At 57.7% G+C, this 17,373-nt stretch carries 11 protein-coding genes and 1 pseudogene; 7 read left to right on the top strand and 5 right to left on the bottom strand.

Annotated elements, in window-relative coordinates:
* The first annotated feature begins 560 nt into the window (after positions 1-560).
* The 3 genes from AC0L24_RS21520 to AC0L24_RS21510 all read left to right on the top strand — a co-directional run bounded on the left by AC0L24_RS21520 (position 561) and on the right by AC0L24_RS21510 (position 3,079).
* Positions 561-1,409, top strand: coding sequence for an enoyl-CoA hydratase/isomerase family protein (locus tag AC0L24_RS21520; protein ID WP_127809152.1), 849 nt, complete (start codon positions 561-563; stop codon positions 1,407-1,409).
* A 121-nt stretch (positions 1,410-1,530) separates the two neighbouring features.
* The gene (locus AC0L24_RS21515; protein ID WP_127809151.1) at positions 1,531-2,307 is read left to right on the top strand and encodes an alpha/beta fold hydrolase; all 777 of its coding nucleotides are present in this window, start codon (positions 1,531-1,533) and stop codon (positions 2,305-2,307) included.
* A 301-nt stretch (positions 2,308-2,608) separates the two neighbouring features.
* Positions 2,609-3,079, top strand: coding sequence for a cupin domain-containing protein (locus AC0L24_RS21510; RefSeq protein WP_127809150.1), 471 nt, complete (start codon positions 2,609-2,611; stop codon positions 3,077-3,079).
* Between the two features lie 67 nt (positions 3,080-3,146).
* Here AC0L24_RS21510 and AC0L24_RS21505 read toward each other — a convergent pair whose 3' ends face one another.
* Positions 3,147-3,788, bottom strand: a complete 642-nt coding sequence (locus AC0L24_RS21505) for a response regulator transcription factor (protein WP_473564137.1) — start codon at positions 3,786-3,788, stop codon at positions 3,147-3,149.
* A gap of 421 nt (positions 3,789-4,209) precedes the next feature.
* Between AC0L24_RS21505 and AC0L24_RS21500 the strand changes: the two genes are divergently transcribed.
* Both AC0L24_RS21500 and AC0L24_RS21495 read left to right on the top strand, forming a co-directional pair.
* Positions 4,210-4,587, top strand: a complete 378-nt coding sequence (locus AC0L24_RS21500; protein WP_210214663.1) for a response regulator transcription factor — start codon at positions 4,210-4,212, stop codon at positions 4,585-4,587.
* 466 nt (positions 4,588-5,053) lie between these two features.
* Positions 5,054-6,061 carry a substrate-binding domain-containing protein gene (locus AC0L24_RS21495; RefSeq protein ID WP_127809147.1) on the top strand — a complete coding sequence of 336 codons (1,008 nt, stop codon included), beginning with the start codon at positions 5,054-5,056 and terminating at the stop codon, positions 6,059-6,061.
* A 14-nt stretch (positions 6,062-6,075) separates the two neighbouring features.
* Here the strand turns inward: AC0L24_RS21495 and AC0L24_RS21490 are convergent, their stop codons facing one another.
* The gene (locus tag AC0L24_RS21490; RefSeq protein WP_473564136.1) at positions 6,076-11,634 is read right to left on the bottom strand and encodes an AAA family ATPase; all 5,559 of its coding nucleotides are present in this window, start codon (positions 11,632-11,634) and stop codon (positions 6,076-6,078) included.
* A gap of 585 nt (positions 11,635-12,219) precedes the next feature.
* Between AC0L24_RS21490 and AC0L24_RS21485 the strand changes: the two genes are divergently transcribed.
* Complete coding sequence (locus tag AC0L24_RS21485; RefSeq protein ID WP_473564135.1) at positions 12,220-13,803, top strand: MASE4 domain-containing protein; 1,584 nt, start codon at positions 12,220-12,222, stop codon at positions 13,801-13,803.
* A 208-nt stretch (positions 13,804-14,011) separates the two neighbouring features.
* On the opposite strand, the gene AC0L24_RS21480 is transcribed toward AC0L24_RS21485, so the two are convergent.
* The 3 genes and pseudogenes from AC0L24_RS21480 to AC0L24_RS21470 form a co-directional block, all read right to left on the bottom strand.
* Entirely contained in the window at positions 14,012-15,127 is a 1,116-nt protein-coding gene (locus AC0L24_RS21480) for an ABC transporter permease (protein ID WP_473564134.1), read from the bottom strand.
* Positions 15,117-15,857: an ATP-binding cassette domain-containing protein gene (locus tag AC0L24_RS21475; RefSeq protein WP_127809145.1), complete on the bottom strand. Its 741-nt coding sequence runs from the start codon at positions 15,855-15,857 to the stop codon at positions 15,117-15,119. Before AC0L24_RS21475 ends, AC0L24_RS21480 begins: the two co-directional genes overlap by 11 nt.
* Positions 15,858-16,294: 437 nt before the next feature.
* Positions 16,295-16,480, bottom strand: a pseudogene (locus tag AC0L24_RS21470) (hypothetical protein); the annotation flags it as partial.
* 380 nt (positions 16,481-16,860) lie between these two features.
* Between AC0L24_RS21470 and AC0L24_RS21465 the strand changes: the two are divergent.
* Positions 16,861-17,145 (top strand): hypothetical protein, encoded by a 285-nt coding sequence (locus AC0L24_RS21465; protein WP_473564133.1) that lies wholly within the window; start codon positions 16,861-16,863, stop codon positions 17,143-17,145.
* Positions 17,146-17,373 lie beyond the last annotated feature (228 nt).

Here is a 17,373-nt window from a genome sequence, read left to right as displayed (position 1 = left end):
AGTAGGAAACCAGGACGCTTCAAGATTCAATAAAGCCGCCAACTCATTGAGTTGGGGATTTATTGATTGCGGGGGTGGATTTGCACTACGAGCTCCAGACTATGAGTTTCTTGCCAGAATGCTGCGGCCTCAGAGCGCGGCCGTTCTGCGCCCTGCCCTCCTCAAGCCCGACAGGCACCTGTCGAACGCCGCGTAGAGGCGCAGGGGCCTCTTTGATAGTGAGCGCACGGTCGTCCGAGGGATCAACGTAGTCCAGTCCTGACGGGCCGATCGCGATGATGAGTCACATATTCGCCCGACTTGGCCCAGCGGCCGCCGGTTGCGATTGGGCGACGGTGTCGCGCTGGCAAAACGGCTGCAACAGACCGTCGCAGCCGCCCTCTCGCTATCTGGCAACTGCGACAGCACACTAGCGTCCGAACCCCCACTTAATCAGGGGATCCATGAACCATGTTCGGCGGGCATACCATGGTATCGCCGATACCATCGTCTACTGGAGTCCTCGGAGCCCTGGCGGCACGTTGGAGGCATTCCGCATACCCCTCCAAAGGAGGCTCCAAATGGACGCGAAGACCACAGCTACGCAAATCCGCCTGACCCGCCAGTCCCCAACCTACTGGCGCGTTGCCATCAACAATTCTCCCCTCAACGTTATGGGGCCTGAGATGGTCCGTCAGTTCCAGGACCTGATAGATAGCATCGAGGCCGATGAAAATCTCAGAGTGGTCGTTTTCGATAGCGCCGTTGACGGTTTCTTCCTCAATCATTCCGACTTCATGGCGCGCCTCGAGGATCTGACCTCGATGCCGCCCGGTCCTACGGGTTTGCCGCCATGGCCGGATTTCCTCGTTCGGCTGACCCGCGCACCCGTTGCATCAATTGCGCTCATCCGCGGCCGCGCGACGGGTAACGGCAGCGAGCTGCTGCTCGCCTGCGACATGGCTTTCGCCAGCAAGGCGAATACGGTCATCTCGCAGTGGGAAGTTGGTGTGGGCATGGTCGCCGGCGGTGGCCCGATGGCCCGTCTGCCTAACCTTATCGGCCGAAATCGCGCCATGGAGGTGTTGCTGAGCTCGCACGACATCACCGCCGACCAGGCCGAAGCTTACGGCTACATCAATCGCGCTCTCCCCGACGCAGAGCTCGACGCCTACGTGGGTGCGCTCGCGACTCGCATCTCCAGGTTCGACAAGTGGGCCATTGCCCAAACCAAGCGCCTGGTAAACACCAGCTTGCCGCCCGACGTCGAGCTCGGCTCCGGATGGGAGGCGTGTATCGCCTCGCTGGGGCGTCCCGCGGCTCAGACCGGCATCAAGGCGTTGACCGAGAAGGGCTTCCAAAGGCCGGGAGATGTCGAAAACCGACTCGGATTCCACCTCGGCGAGCTACCCAACCAAGCAGCTCCATGAACCTCCCAGAAGAAGGAAGATCAAACCGCCGGGTGGCCACAAATCCAGTCTGTGGTAACCCGCTGCTCACCCTGCGCTCGGTGCCATGAAGACCACCACCCGACAACGAAAGGATGTTCAGATGAAAATCTTGCTCGCAAGCCTGGCAATCATTGCGGCCACGTTCGGCAGCGCCCTGGCGCAGTCCGACAAACCCACCATCGTCCTGGTTCACGGCGCCTTCGCCGACTCTTCGAGTTGGAACGGTGTCATCGAGATTCTTGAGAAGGATGGCTTTTCCGTCGTGGCGGCAGCCAATCCGCTGCGAGGCGTCAGGAGTGACGGAGACTATGTCGCCGGCGTGCTTTCCTCGATTGCAACGCCAGTGGTCCTCGTCGGCCATTCCTATGGCGGATCGGTGATCAGCGATGCGGCCCATGGCCATGCCAATGTGAAGGCGCTGGTCTATGTCGCCGCATTTGCGCCGGAGGTGGCTGAAACCGCTGCGCAACTTGCAGGAAAGTTTCCAGGCAGCACGCTGGGCGCGACACTCGCGGCTCCTGTCACTTTGTCAGGCGGTGGAAAGGATCTCTACATCCAGCAGGACAAGTTCCACGATCAATTCGCCGCCGACGTCCCCGTCACGCAAGCCAAACTGATGGCCGCAACGCAGCGGCCGATCGCCGAAGCCGCCCTCAACGAAGCGCAGGCCAAGGCTGCCTGGAAGAGCATCCCAAGCTGGTTCATCTATGGCGGCGCGGACAAGAACATCCCGCCGAAAGCATCTGCTTACATGGCGAACCGGGCTCACGCCCGCGAAACGGTCGCAATCAAGGACGCTTCGCACGTTGTGATGGTATCGAACCCCGAACCCGTAGCACGGCTGATTGAGAATGCCGCTCGTGGGATATCAAAATGAAACGTTGACGTGAGTCCCAGCCGATCCTGGTTCAGCCGGTTGCCTCGGTTCCCTATCACGGTGTGGATGGGCTCGCCGAGCCTGTCACGGAAGCCGCAGTCACCCTCGACTAGCAGGCAAGGGGTTAAAGATAAGCAGTTCGGCTCTGGCTTTGAAAGCCAAAGGACCAAACCGGGACGAATCGGTTCCTCGATTCGCCAGCGAAGCCGAGAAGAATGCCCGGAATCGAAGGCTCTCAACGCCAACATCAAGCTGGACGCGAAATTGCTCGCATGACTGCCTTGATAGAAGGTTCAATCCTATGGCTCATCAACCCGACCAGTCCGAATTCAGGGTGATCCTGCCCGAAGAGATCGCGTGGGAGCCGTTCCCCGCGTTTCCAACCGGAGCTCGTCTTGCCGTTGTTGTCGGCCATCCTACACAAGCCGGCCCTTACGTCATCAGGGTCAAAGTGTCCGGCGGTACAAAGCTAATGCCGCACAAGCATCCGGAAGACCGTATCTACACCGTGTTGTCCGGTGTATTTTACATTGGTCTCGGCTATACCTTCAATGGGGACAAGGTAAACGCTTATCCGCCAGGAAGCGTAATTGTTCTCCCGGGCGACACCTGGCATTTCCATTGGGCTAAGTCAGGAGAATATGTCACGCAGGTCACAGCTATCGGCCCGCTTGGCCTCGAATATCACGATCTGCAGGATGACCCGCGTCATCTGCACGTCAACGTCACCATCGACCGTGTTGGGCATCGAACGCCCCCTAGCCGCGCGTGAAAGGATGTCAGCGGGCATGATCATTTCTCGAATTGAGAGCATTCCGCTGAGGATCCGCGCGACGCGCCTACCCGCCGATCTTGTCGCGGTCTAGATTGAGCGCGTCAGCCATTCGAACCAGCTCCGCGTAAGTACGGGCGCCCATCTTGTGCATTGCCGCACCACGATGGATTTTGACGGTGATTTCGCTGATACCGAGATCGCCGGCCACCTGTTTGTTCATCCTGCCGGCAACCACGTGAGACATGACCTCCCGTTCGCGTCGGGTGAGAGTCTCAAACCGCTTTCGGATTTGCGACACATTGTCGTCGAGGGCTCGTTTTTGCTTGTCGCGTTCGATCGCGGCCATAACGGCGTCAAGCATGTCCTGATCGCGGAACGGCTTCGGAAGGAAGTCAACAGCACCGAGTTTCATCGCTTTTACGGACATCGTGATGTCGCCGAATCCAGTCATCATTACCACCGGCATGCCTATCCCAATCTGGGTGAGGTGATTCTGAAATTCGATCCCATTCATATCCGGGAGCCTGACGTCGAGTACGATGCAGCCGGGCCGGCTAGTCAGCTTCGCAGAGAGGAAGTCGTTCGCCGTAGAATACGTTTCCGACTGCAGTCCCACGGAATCGAACAGACCGACCAACGCTTCGCGCATAGAAATATCGTCGTCGACGATGTGCACGACCGGGTTTTGCAGGGTCTCGACTCGCATTGATGTGCTTATGCGCCTCAGGGTGCCTAATATGTAACACGGATCACAACCGGGTGCTGATTACACTTAGGTATCGGACAACAGGATCCGCCTGCCACGGTCTCTGCAATAGCTCAGCGGGCTAAGCCGTTTGACTGCTTAGCGGGCGTTGATGGACTGCAACCTTCATCTCCCTGTGCCCTCTGCTGCCTCTGGTAACGTTAGCCGCCGACAGACATAGCCGCCGTGTTCCGTCGGCTTGCTATTGGATCGGGCCTCGCTAGAGACGGGAACGTATATGGAAGCTGGATCGGACGAAGCTAGTACTGCGTTCCCAACGTGCAGTGGTTCGCTTCTATAACACTGTTGTATGATTTCAAGGCGCGCCGGACCGATGCAAAACAGGGTTCCCGTTTCGGCCTTCATTCGGGTAGGATGCAGTGTGCCCAAGGACATTGAAATCGCAGTTATCGACGACGACCCGTCTTTCCGAGTTGCACTCGTGGAATCGTTGGCTTCTCTCGGCTATCGCTGTGGGGGCTACAGTTCGGCAGAAGACTACCTAAGTTCAGTTGGAGAAAAGGTGTTCGACTGCATTGTGACCGATATCCACATGCAGGGTATGAGCGGGTTTGATCTGGCACAGCGCCTCGGCGTGCTCGGCTTGGTCACGCCAGTGATATTGATTACAGCTCGTTCGGAAGCATATCTGGCCGCGAGGGCGTCCACGGTTGGGGCCGTGTGCTTGCTCAGAAAGCCGTTCAGGACTAGCGACTTGGTCAACTGCATTGAAACTGCTGTGCGAGGATCGACCAATTAGCTTTACGCCAGGTCCGATCGCGCCCGAGGATCGGCCGGGCCAAAATGCGCCAATGCGCTGTATGCCTTTCGATTTTCACGATGCGGCACGGACTTGCGCTCGCGCTGCCTGGTGTGGGATTATTCGCTGGAGGTGGCGGCCGCCTTGCTCGATAAAAGTGGCTTTCGTATCGCTTCGGATGGTCGGGCGTTGTGGGAAACGCGGTAGGGCCGATGTGTTCTTTAGTGCGCGGAAAGATTGATGAGCGTGGTGTCAGTTAGAAAGATGCCCCCCCAACGAGCGGAATGGCGCTCGATGAGCAGCCTACTGCACAAGCTCAGGGCAGCGGGCTGTTCTTTTCATTATCGTTGCCATGCTTTTTCGAAGTGCCGCGAGTTATCCTCTGCTCGTGCAACGCTTCGCAGGTGATTTGGTGAGAACGCAGGCTTCGAACGCGGCAAATGCCGGGTGAAAATGAGGTGATCCCATGAAAACAGGTCTGTCAACAATTGCAGTGACCGCCCTTTGGATGCTGGCGGCCGGAGAGGCTTTCGCTCAACAGAAGCAAATCTTTGCGCTCGTTCCCAAGAGCATGAACAACCCATTTTATGATCAGGCGAGGGACGGTTGCAAGAATGCGGAAGCGGACTCCAAGGGCGCCTTTGAATGCATGTACGTTGGACCAAGCGAGCATGGCGGTGGGGATGAACAGGTCCAGATTGTGCAGGACCTTATCGCTAGGAAAGTGGACGGCATTGCCGTGGCGCCTGCCAATGCAGCTGCGATGGCTGTCGCCCTACAAGCCGCAAAAAATGCTGGCATTCCGGTGCTTACCTGGGACTCTGACGTCCTTCCCGAAGACAAGGCTCTGCGCCTAGCCTACATCGGCACGAACAATTACGAGATTGGCGTCGCTGTCGCTCGGATCGTCAAGACTGTTAAACCTGATGGTGGAACGCTGTGTATTCAATCGGGCGGCGCGGCGGCTGCCAATCACAACGACCGCATGAAGGGTATCCGTGACACGCTGGCCGGCAAAGTCTCCGCCCAACCGCCGGGGGATAGATTAACGGGCCAGGGCGGCTGGAAAGAGATCGACGGCTGCCCACTCTATACAAACGATGACTTCCCATTGTCGGTCCAGCAATTCCAGGACGTGATGGCGAGGCATCCTGCCCTGGACGCGTTTTTACCGACGGCGGGGTTTGCAGAATCGCTGCCGGACGCTAATCGTGCGGCAGTTGCGCCCTACAAAGATAGGATCGCTCGGAATGAGTTCGCGCTGGTGGTTGTCGACACTCTGCCGGTCCAAATCGAGCAAATGAAAGAAGGCCTGTCCTTAGCGCAGGTCGGCCAGCGACCTTTTGAGATGGGCTACAAGACAATGTACGCGCTCAAGACGATCAAGGACGGCAAAGCGCCCCCCGCCGATCCGACCTATACGAGCTTGGACGTGTGTACGCCTGCCAATGTGGATACGTGCATCTCAAAGTAGCAGCCGAACAGCAGTTACTCCGCAGGCAGGAGTGGGACCGTGAACTGAAAGACTGCGCCTCTGGGTAGGTTTGCTGACGCCCATAGCTGCCCCCCGTGTGCTTCGATAATTGTGCGGCAAATTGGGAGGCCCATCCCCAAGCCGGTCGGCTTTGTGGTATAGAAAGCGTCGAAGAGCCTCTCGTAATTGGTTGATGCTAAACCCGGTCCTGTATCGGCGACGAGGACGAGCACACTTTGTGAATCCGTGCTGTTCGTCGCGATATGCAGTTCACGCGGCTCCTCGTCCGAACTCGCCATCGCTTCAGCTGCATTGATTATCAGGTTAAGAATTACCTGCTGAAGCTGAACCTTGTCTCCTTGGACAAGAGGCAGACCATCTGCGAGCCGCGTCAGCAAGGTGACTCCGTTTTTAGTCATTTCGCCCTGAGTCAGAACGATGACCTCCCGTATCGTTTCGTTGATCTCCACGCCCACCATGCTCGGTGGTTCTTTTTTGATGAGAGCCCGAATTCTGCCGATAACGTCTGCGGCGCGCCGGCCATCGTCGGCGATGCGGCCTAGTGCTTCGCGGGCTTTTTGAAGATTTGGATTTTCAGCACCAAGCCACCGTAGAGCCGTTTCTGCATTGGTAATTGATGCTGCAACTGGCTGGTTGACCTCGTGCGCGATGGAGGCAGACAATTGCCCTATAGCTGCTACGCGATTTGCGTGCTCTAGCTCGTACTGCGCCTCCCGGCGTCTTCGCTCGCTTTCGCGCGCTTCTGCCTCAGCACGTTTGCGCTCGGTCAGGTCGACGACGAAGGCAACGCCCTCGTCTCTTTGTCCACCGAAGGCGGCCTCACCTATTAGCACCGGCACTCGGCTGCCGTTATTTGTGCGGAATTCCCGCTCGTAGGCGTGCACAATTCCGGTCGTACGCAAGGCCTCTGCTGCGCGCTCGTCGTGTTCGTGCCATTCTCGCAAAGTCAAGTCCGCCCAAGATAGCCCGTCCGGACGAAGATCTGCCTTGCGATAACCGACCATCTGCAGGAAGGCCTCATTTGCTTCAATGATCCTGCCTTCTGAATTCCAGATGAAGATTCCCACGATGTTTGCGTCGACCAAGCGTCGAATTTTGGCTTCGCGTTCCTCGATTTCGACGTACAGCTGCATATTCTCGAGAGATATCGCGGCCTGCGAGGCCAACAATTCGAGGATGGCAACGCGGCTCGGCGTGAAAACGCGCGGCGACAGGTTGTTTTCCAAATAGAGAACGCCGATTAGCTTGCCCTGCTTGATCAGAGGCAGACAGAGTATCGATCGCGAACGATGGCGCAGAACATATTGATCGAAGGAGAATTGGTCCTCGGAAGATGCGTCATCAAGAATGATGCTATTGCGAGTGCGTATGACATATTGGACTATTGTGTCAGGCAACGCGATCCCGACCAGGTCCGTCGCCGACATTCGCACCGCGATTTCATTGCCGGAGGTCGTTGCGTCTGCCTCAACTCTTGACTCTTCTCCTCGCAGGAGAATCAGAACACCGCGCACTGCGCCGGCGTGCTCGATTGCAGTGCGCATGAGCGTGCCAATGAGCTTCTCGGGGACGATCTCACTTGAGACGGCCTCGGAGAGCTTGACGATCGTAGCGAGATCAAGATGCTGGATGGCAGCTCTCATCGTGCTCGTAGAGTTTACAGGTGACTCTCCTTGGACCAGTTTTGGAAACTTATCTTCGAGTTGCCGAACCTTGCCGTCGGCTCCCCATCGCAGATAGCAATAGCGAGCATTCCTCAGGTAGAGATCGGATATCTCCTCAAGGCCACGGTCGGCATAGAATTTCGCAGCCTGTTCATAGGCGATCGCCTCGTTATGAAGAAAGCCATTTGCGCGCGACGAGTGGATCGATTGCTCGTATAGGCGTTGAGCATCCAGGTCTAAACCTTTTAACCGGGCAATCTCCGCGCTTATCAATGCGGCACGATTTTCGAAGGTCTCGCGGCAGTTCGCCACCCACGCTTCGAGCTTCCGATGGTGAAACTCCAGTGTCTCAAGTAGATGTGGAGAGTACGCCGAGGAGGCCACAGGCCGCCCCAACGTTGGCGAAACGGCATCCCCGGCCGGAACTGCGGTCGCGCTTGCCGCAAGCGACAGCGCAACATAGAAGTGATACTCGGCCTCTTCGAAAAACCCTGCCACCGTCCACAGCTTTGTCTGTGCGTTCATCGCGGCATCAAGGGCGGATCTATAGTCTCCAGCAAAAAAGCGGGCTTGGAGTTTTCGAATCCAGTATACTGCCGGATGGGGTGTGTGTTGCTGCTCCATGAAAGCTTCACTGTAGTGTTCGCCGTCAAGACAACCGAACTTTTTAGTCAAGCCACGCAGGGTCTTTACCAAGGCGAGTTCCGTTTCCTGCACACTGATTTGGTGTGCGAAATGCGTCTTCCGGGAGAATTCAAGCCCGACTTCGGCCTGCACCTGTGCATCCGCGAGCGGTTCGCCCGCAGCTATAAGGTTCGCATTCAGGATGTCAAAACTGTATACCGCGACGCTCAGATCGCCGGTAGCGATGGCTGCGTCGAATGCCCGGTGCGTTAGCTTTCGACAAGCTGTCGGGTGACGAGCCCACGGTAAAACGAACTGTGCCAGCCAGTGAAACGTGCGTGCTTGGAACCGCGTGAGGCCGCGCTGCTCAACGAGGTCGTAGGCGAGTTGCCCGAATTGGAAGGCCGCTTGATAGTTACCGAAGCGTGGTCCCCCGACGGTTCCGAAATGGACATAAGCGACGCATGACGCGTCGCTGTGTCCCCGCTCGAGGCTCAGATTGATGACGCGACAAACGGCCATTGCGAGAAAGTTCGCGTCGATAAGTGTGACTGTTGGGAAGCTCTTTGTCAGAACGTCGAGTGTGGATAGAGCCTCGGGATCGCTCATCAATGGCAAGTCGATGAGATCCTCGACCTTGCGATCCCCCAGCAGCGACCATATTCGATCGTACTCACGTCGTACATCTTCATCGGTCGGATGAGGCGACCATTCGATCCCGAGATGTAGCAGGTAATCGAGACATACCGACACGACGCGATCCGTTTGGTCGAGAACCGTGTAGAGGTCAATTCGCAAACACTCGACAATTGCTCTTTCGACCGTGTTCGCAGCCTTCGACGCCAGTGTCGACAAGCGCATGTCGGAGGCCGTCGTCTGACCGGTCAGAAACTCGCATTCCGCCCGGTTAATTTCCAGAGCGAATGCGAGTTCATGCAGCCGGTCCCAGCAATCGGCGGGCAACAAGGCGGCCCCTGCCGTCAAATACCCGAGCGCCGAAGCATAAGCCGTCGTGGCCTTGGCGCGGCGCCCAGCAAGCAGGTTGTATTCGGCCAATTGCTCGCGCTCCGCTGACGACGACACCAGATCGACACCGCGATTAAACTGATTGACGATATCAAAGATCGCCTGTTCGCGTGTTTCCACCGGCGTATTGGCTACGAGTAATCTCCCAATCCGCAAGTGAGTAGCTGCGCGCGACTTCACCGATACCAGCGAATAGGCGGCCTCCTGGATGCGGTCATGGACGAATTTGTATGCGCCGTTGACGTGCTCGACCAATTCCAACCTTATGGCGTCCCAGAGATGGTGGCGAACATCCTCATCGGATTTTTCGAGTGCGATTGAAAGCATTGCGGTCTCAGCGCGATCGCCGAAACACGCAAGTTGTTGCAGCGCTGTCTGAGTATCAACGGGCAGCCGGCTCAACTTCTCGACCATCAGGTCTATTATGTTGTCAGAGTACTTGCGGGCATGAACTTGGTCGAGGTTCCAAAGCCAAGTCGCCGCGTTGCGATCGAACTCTAGCAACCCGTCGTCGGCCAGTGCGGACAGAAACTGAATCACGAAAAACGGATTACCTCCTGTCTTCTTGTGAACCAAGCGGGCCAGCGTTTGGGCGCGGGCGAAGTCGCAGTCGAGTGCATCCGCAATCAGACGACCGACATCGTTGCGAGCGAGCGGAGCAAGCTGGATCTCCTCGATGGCTTTGCCAGCGCTCCGTAGAGTGGTGAGCATGCGTTTAAGCGGATGGGAGGGACCAACTTCGTTGTCACGATATGCGCCTATCAACAGGAGGTGCCGCGTTCCGGAGTCCGCGGCAAGGTGTTCAAGAAGGTCGAGCGACGCTGCGTCCATCCATTGCAGATCGTCCAGAAACAATGTTAGCGGGTGTTTGTCGCTGGCGAACACAGCGATGAATCGTTGAATGACAGCCTGAAATCGCGTCCTTGCCTCGCGGGGCGGGAGGTCAGGCACGGGTGGCTGCTCGCCAATGACGAATTTGAGGTCGGGAACCAACTGCAAGATCAGTTGAGCATTCTGACCAAGAGCTTCACTCAGAGCTTCACACCATTGGTCAAGTTCGACCTTGGGTTTGCCGAGCAGCGGTCGAACGAGACTCTGAAATGCCTGGGCAAGGGTTGCATATGGGATGTTGCGCTTGTTCTGGTCGAATTTGCCGGACGTGAACATGCCGTGCCGCAGAACCATCGCTTTCTGTAGTTCGTTCACAAGCGAAGACTTGCCAATTCCGGAATAGCCGGACAGTAGAACAAGTTCGGCGGTGCCCATCGCAACCACCCGATCGAATGCGGCGAGCAATTGACGAGTTTCCGGCTCACGACCGTACAACCGTTCCGGAATGATCAGTCGATCGGGGATATCTCGTGTGCCCAAAGCGAAAGGCGTGATCGTGCCCGTAGACGTCCATTCCGCTTCGCACCGCCGCAGGTCTGCCAAAAGGCCGAGGGCTGTCTGGTAGCGCTCGTCGGCGGTTTTTGCGAGCAGCCTCATGACTATTGCGGAGAGCTGCGGCGGTATCGTATTCAAAACCGCGCTAGGTGCTACAGGCTGGCGTGCAATGTGACAATGAATCCATTCAGCCGGCTCAGTCGCCGAGAACGGCAGTTTTCCTGTAAGCATCTGATAGAAGGAGACGCCGCACGAGTAGAGATCGCTGCGCGAATCGATCGAGCGATTCATCCTGCCAGTCTGCTCAGGTGCCATGTAAGCTAGCGTGCCTGCAATAACCTCCGGAGGAGCCGCTTGGCGCTCGCGTGGCAGGCGGGATGCGATCCCGAAACCCGTTAATCGGACTGCCCCGGTGGCGGAGTCGAACAAGAAGTTGGTGGGCTTGATGTCTTTATGAATAAGACCGGCTTTGTGCACACTTCCGATTGCCTCAACGATCGCAATGGCGACTCGGAGAAATCTTGCGATTTCCATCTGAGTGCCGAGGCTTGGGCCGAATGATTCGCCGCCCGGGTCCTTGAAAACAAGCATTGTTCGGTCCTGATCGCGCACCAGTTCCAGCGGACGCACAGTTCGCTCGCCATCAAGCACGTCCCTCAGGGAATATTCATGGGCAAGCCGGTCGAGAACGGATTTTGTCGGGTGCTCAGAAGCAGGAAGTGCGACCAGCACGCTGGTTTGTTCTCCCTCGACGTTGTCAAACCATCCTCTGCAAAAAGCGAGGCCACCGTCCTCCCACAGGACCCGGAGCTCGCTGACTCTGCTCATGCCCGCCCGAAAAGACAGTTCCACCTAAAACTCCCGCATTGGCGCGCGGCATCGGATCGCCAAAACTAGCATCACTGTGCGCCCCGACGCACGAGTTCATTTGGCAGTGTGCCAACAGCCGGAACATGCGACAAGCAAAGCCATTCCGTAATTTGCTGACACGTTCAAGCGTGTGGCCTCCCGGGCACACAATTGTGAGCCACTGTCTCGCCAGGCAATGGCCTTTCCAGGCACGGCGGGTCGTACGCACTATCCTGTAGCTCTATTCAACCATGCCGAATTCACCATCATACGTTGGTGTTAAGAGTGCTTTCCGACAGTTGAATTGTGGCGCTTGAAGGGACAACGAAAGATGCAGCCGCGAAGAGAAGTTTGCAATGGGCAGGGTCGATCCTGGGGGTATCGGCTGCAGAGTGGTGGGGCTCTGTTTGACGCTGGGCAATGGACTATCGGGAAAGGCGGGAGATGAGGCGAAATTTCCGCCTGAGAGTTGGAGTGAGCGCGTCTTCTACACATACGCTCCCGGATGTTGGCGGCCCATATCTATCGACAATCAGAGCTGGCCCTCGCGATCGACATCTTTGTTTCGCGATAATCGGTCTCTCAGCCATGGTGTTTCTCGCGTGCGTACCTTTCGTCCGCGTCTCGTTGCCGGAGTCGCCTGCTTTCGTTGTGGCGTACAACGCGATATCGACGTGCAATGACCTCACGACATCCATTATCCTTTTCGGGCACTTCCATCTTCTGCGCACACGAGCATTGTTGCTGCTGGCCAGCGGTTACCTCTTCGCCTCACTGATCAGCATCGTCCAACTCTTGACCTTCCCCGGGGCATTTGCTCCTTCAGGCTTGCTAGGGGCTGGGCCGCAGACCGCGTTGTGGTTGTGTATCTTCTGGCATGGTGGCTTTCCGCTCGTTGTGCTGATTTATGCTCTGTTTCACCCGAACAGCCGTAAGATCTCGACGGCACCGCTTTTCGCGATAACTGCGGCCGTGATTGGGTCGATCGTCGCGGTCTTGGCGTTCTGGTTTGGGGCCACGTGGGGTACCGGTAGCACAGGCTTTTTGCCACCGCTTCTCGATGCCGGTGCATTTACGCCATGGCAGAGGGTAGTCAATTTAGCCGACATTCTGCTTGTCGTTGCCGCGTTTATCCTGTTGTCCTTGCGTTCGCCGCGCACACTTCTAAACCTGTGGCTAATGGCCGTGATGGTTTATTGGTTCTGCGACATCACACTTAGCTCGTACCTGAACGGAGGGCGGTATGATTTCGGTTTCTACGCCGGCCGGATTTATGGCGCGTTGGCGGCAAGCCTCGTTCTTGCAGTGCTGGTGCTTGAGAACTGGCGCCTTTATCGGCGCCTTGCGGTAGCTGTGAGCCGTTTGAGGGAACGCGCTACGGAGTTGCTGCAAACGAACGAAGCACTGCAGGGGGAAATCGCCAATCGCCAGCGAACCGAAGAGGATCTGCGCCGCGCTCAAGCAGAATTGGGGCGCGTCAGCAGGATGAGTTCGATGGGAGAGCTAACCAGTTCACTCGCGGACGAGGTCAATCACCCGATCGGCGCGATCATGATCAATGCCGAGACCTGCCTACGCTGGCTTTCGGACAAGGTTCCGAATGTGGAGAGGGCCCGCGCGATCGCGGACCGGATCGTGGAAGATGGTAGTCGTGCCTCGAAAACGGTGGGCCGCATAAGGCAGCTTTTCGACCAGAAGGCACCATTGCGCGAAGCTGTAGACGTCGATGAGGTGATCCGCGAGATGGCGGTGCTCTTGGGTAGCGAGGCTGCAAGGTATGGGGTCTCGATCCGTACAGAGCCGATGGAAAAGTCGTGTCCGGTGACAGGGGATCGCGCGCAACTGAAGCAGGTGCTGATGCATCTTATGATCAATGCATTTGACGCGATGAGGGAAAAGGACGGCGCGCGCGACCTCCTCATAAGATCGCAATGGGAAGGAGATAGCCAGGTCACCGTGTCCGTGAGCGACACTGGCGTTGGCCTGCCGCAGGTCCCGCCGGATCAGATCTTCAAAGCCTTCTTCAGTACAAAGCCGAACAGTATTGGCATAGGCCTGTCGATAAGCCGCTCGATCGTTGAAGAACATGGAGGCCACCTCTGGGCGGCCACCAAACGGTCGCGTGGCGCAGATTTCTACTTTTCTCTCCCGATCGCGCCCCAGTCTGACTAGCGTCGGCGAGCTAAGAAGCGGCGGGATGACCCTGATTGCACTCCGCCAATAGGTGAGGGTCGTCGTGTTCGACAGCGCCGTTGACCATTTTTTCGTCAACCACTCGGATTCCTGCTCGCCTAGAGGATTTGACCTCCAGCCGCCCGGACCTACGGGTCTTACACACCACGTTGACTTCGTTGTTGCAGGGTTTCCTTCCGCAGATTTCCTAACGGCGCTGGATGGGCACCCAATGCTGCCAGAGCATGCGCAGCGACCTGCCGCTGGTCTGCATGCCGAGCAGCACCGCAAGGATGATGAACGCGCCGACCAACGCGCCCTGCCAGTTTGAGTCGATGCCCGCCATCAGCAGGGCGTTGCGGATAACTTCCAGGAAAGCCGAGCCTATCAGCGCGCCAAAGGCTGTGCCGTAGCCGCCGATGAGACTCGCTCCGCCGATCACCGTGGCAGCGATCACCCGGAGCTCATAGCCTGTTCCAAGCGCATTGAGCGCCGAGCCATTGTAGCCCAGCAGCAGCAAGGCGGCGACGGACGCCGTGAAGGCGGAAAAGACGTAGACTTGAAACTTGATCCGGTCGACGGGCACGCCGGTCAGCCGTGCCGCGTGCTCGTTTCCGCCGATGGCGAACAGATGGCGAGCCCAAGCGGTGAAGTTGAAAATCCATCCAACCACTAGCGCCAGAACGATCATCGTCCAGAAATGCGAGGAGAACTCCGGCAGCCAGGCCGGCGCCCAGCCTGCGGGCGGATGCAGCGGCCACTTCGCCTGGCCGATCGCCTTGACGATGGGCGCATCCGGCCCGAACTGGTAGAGCATCTGGTTGCCGGAAAATACCACAGCCAGCGACCGCGCGATCGACAGCATGCCAAGCGTCACCACAAAGGATGGCATCCCCACGTAGGCGACGAAGAAGCCATTGAAGGCGCCGCAGGCGAGCCCTGTGGCCATCCCCATTGAAAAGGCCACGTACCAGGGATAATGCCATGTCAGGAACAGGCCGGCTACGATCGCGACGAGTGCCATCACCGAGCCAACCGAAAGGTCGATCCCGCCGGTGATCAGCACCAGCGTCATGCCGAGCGCCATGATGCCGATCGGGGCAAAATTGCGCGAAATGTTGGTGAAGTTCTCCGCCGTGCTAAATGTCGGCTCCAGTGCGGACATGACGAGCATCAGGGCGAAGAGCGCTACCGCCACCCAGAAGGACTGTGCCGCCAACAGCTTCTGCAACGGCGTCTTCTCGCGCGCGACGGCCACGTGGTCAAAGACGGCATGGTCCGTGACGGCAGGTTCAGACACCACGGAGGCAAGATCAGGCTGCACGTATCGCTCCCGTAATCAATCCGGTGATCTCTTCCGGCGACGTTGACGCTGTTGCCTTGTCCGCCACCTTGGTGCCGCGGCGCATGACGATGATGCGGTCGCATACGGCAAACACGTCAGGCATACGGTGGCTGATCAGCATCACCGATACGCCTTGGGTTTTGAGGCGCTGGATCAGGCCGAGCACCTCGACGACTTGGCGCACCGAAATGGCTGCGGTGGGTTCGTCCATCAGCACAAGTTTGGCCTTGGAGAGACGCGTCCGCGCGATCGCAACCGCCTGGCGCTGTCCGCCTGACATCTTGCGGACCAGATCGCGCGGACGGGTTTCCGACTTCAGTTCGGCAAACAGCGCCGCCGATCGGTCGATCATCGCCTGCTTGTTGAGGATCCGGAATGGCCAGAAGCCCTTCTTGATCTCCCGCCCGAGGAACACGTTCTGCGCGGCCGTCAGATTGTCAGCGAGTGCAAGATCCTGGTAAACCACCTCTATCCCCTGAGCCCGCGCTTCAATGGGCTTTTGGAAATGGCAGACCTGGTCGTCGAGGACCACCCGGCCGTCATCGGGCGGAAAATTGCCGGCGATCAGCTTGACCATTGTCGATTTGCCGGCGCCGTTGTCGCCCATCAGACCAACGACCTCGCCCGGCTCCACGGTCAAGCTCACATCGGTCAAGGCACGGATCGCCCCGAAACTCTTCGACACTCTATGGACTTCCAGAAGTGACACGTATCTCTCTCCCTCGGCTGCGGCGAAGCCCGAAAACCCAGGTCCCTCACCACTCTGAGCCCGCAAATCTAGTTCATCGAGGTCGCTGCATCTATTCCATCGAGCTTTCAGCTAGATGGATCAAGCAGTGGGTATGATCATATGATTTTGGCATGATCTTGTATTTTTCGTTTTATCCAAATTTGGTCGAATTCGTCACAGGCGCCTATGCGCACCTGACCGAGGCCATCAAATGTCACATGTTTTCGACCACTTGTTGGCAATACCATCACGGCAGAGCCCCTGGCACGTCAATGTTGCGAAACGCAGCGTTCCTCCCTGGGTGCAAGGTTGCAAGCACCTCGGCGCCGGCTAGAACGCCCAAACCGAATTTTCAGATGCTTACGGTCCGGTGCCGCCTCGAGAAAGCGAGCCGCAGCATCCGATAGAGGCGTGCATCACCGAGCCAGGTGAGGAAGGCGGATGACGAGGACGCGGAATCTCACGGATGTTACTGGCGATGCCGGCCCCATGACAGGATGAGCATCGCGGGCGTGGAATCGATATGTGATGCGGCCATGAGCCTTTTTCACAGAGACGCCATCGCTTCCCATCGTCCAGTCACCCGACAACGCCCATCGTTCAGGTGCAACTGTGCCGGCGCTTCATAGAGATGCGGCTTGTTGCGAATTGCGCCGCCCGGGGGATACAAAGCCTTGGGTACGTTTGTAGCCGACGTAGTTCTCCGGAGATTTTAGATTTGCGTGTCGGGGGCGACGGCCGCCAGCAAGCTCACCGCTATGCCCACCATACCGCGCTGCTAATGGCGTCAGATCGCGGAGACGAGCATCAGGGCGGCGACTCCCCGTCTGCTAAGGCACTTATACCAACGTATCGCCGATACCATCGTGCAATATATTTACCCTATCTTCTGCCGGATGCTGATCAGGCCGGAATCAATTCGGCCCCAAAGTAATCAAGCAATCACTTCTGCGTCTTCAACCGAACGACTTCTCAAACTTCAGTGAAGGAACTCGCTATGAATGTCAAAGCTATTTGCGTTACCGCACTCGCCTTTTCCGCTGCCGGCGCTCCCGCATTTGCCGGCGCGCTCGATGTGGCCGACAACATCGCGCCATTCTACACCGACAGCACGATGAAAGAGCTGAGGCCAATGCCAGAATTCAGGGCTGCCTTCATGGCCACCCCGAAGGCCACGCGCGGTATGATGGTAAAAGAATGCCAGGAGAAGGTCGAGGGCCGCACGAAATTGTGCGACGGTTTGATCTGGCTCGGCGGGATGAACTAGAGGTCTCGATGCTCGCAATCGGGTGAAGCCTGCCATCGGGCTTCGCCGAAGATGATGGCCAGCACACCTCGCCATCATCTTCCGAAGCCAGCGCGTCTGCCCTATGCCAACGAGACTGTGGCAGTAGCTTGGTTCTCCTCCGCGCCATGGCCCGGATGCAAACAAGTTTTCCGTCAGGCAGCATAGCGAACTGGCGGCGACCGATGCCGGCGGAGAGCCCTCCCGCCC

This window comes from Mesorhizobium sp. WSM4809 (genome assembly GCF_055811655.1).
The sequence above is the reverse complement of the archived record's forward strand: the minus strand, read 5'-3'. Positions and strand labels throughout refer to the sequence as shown.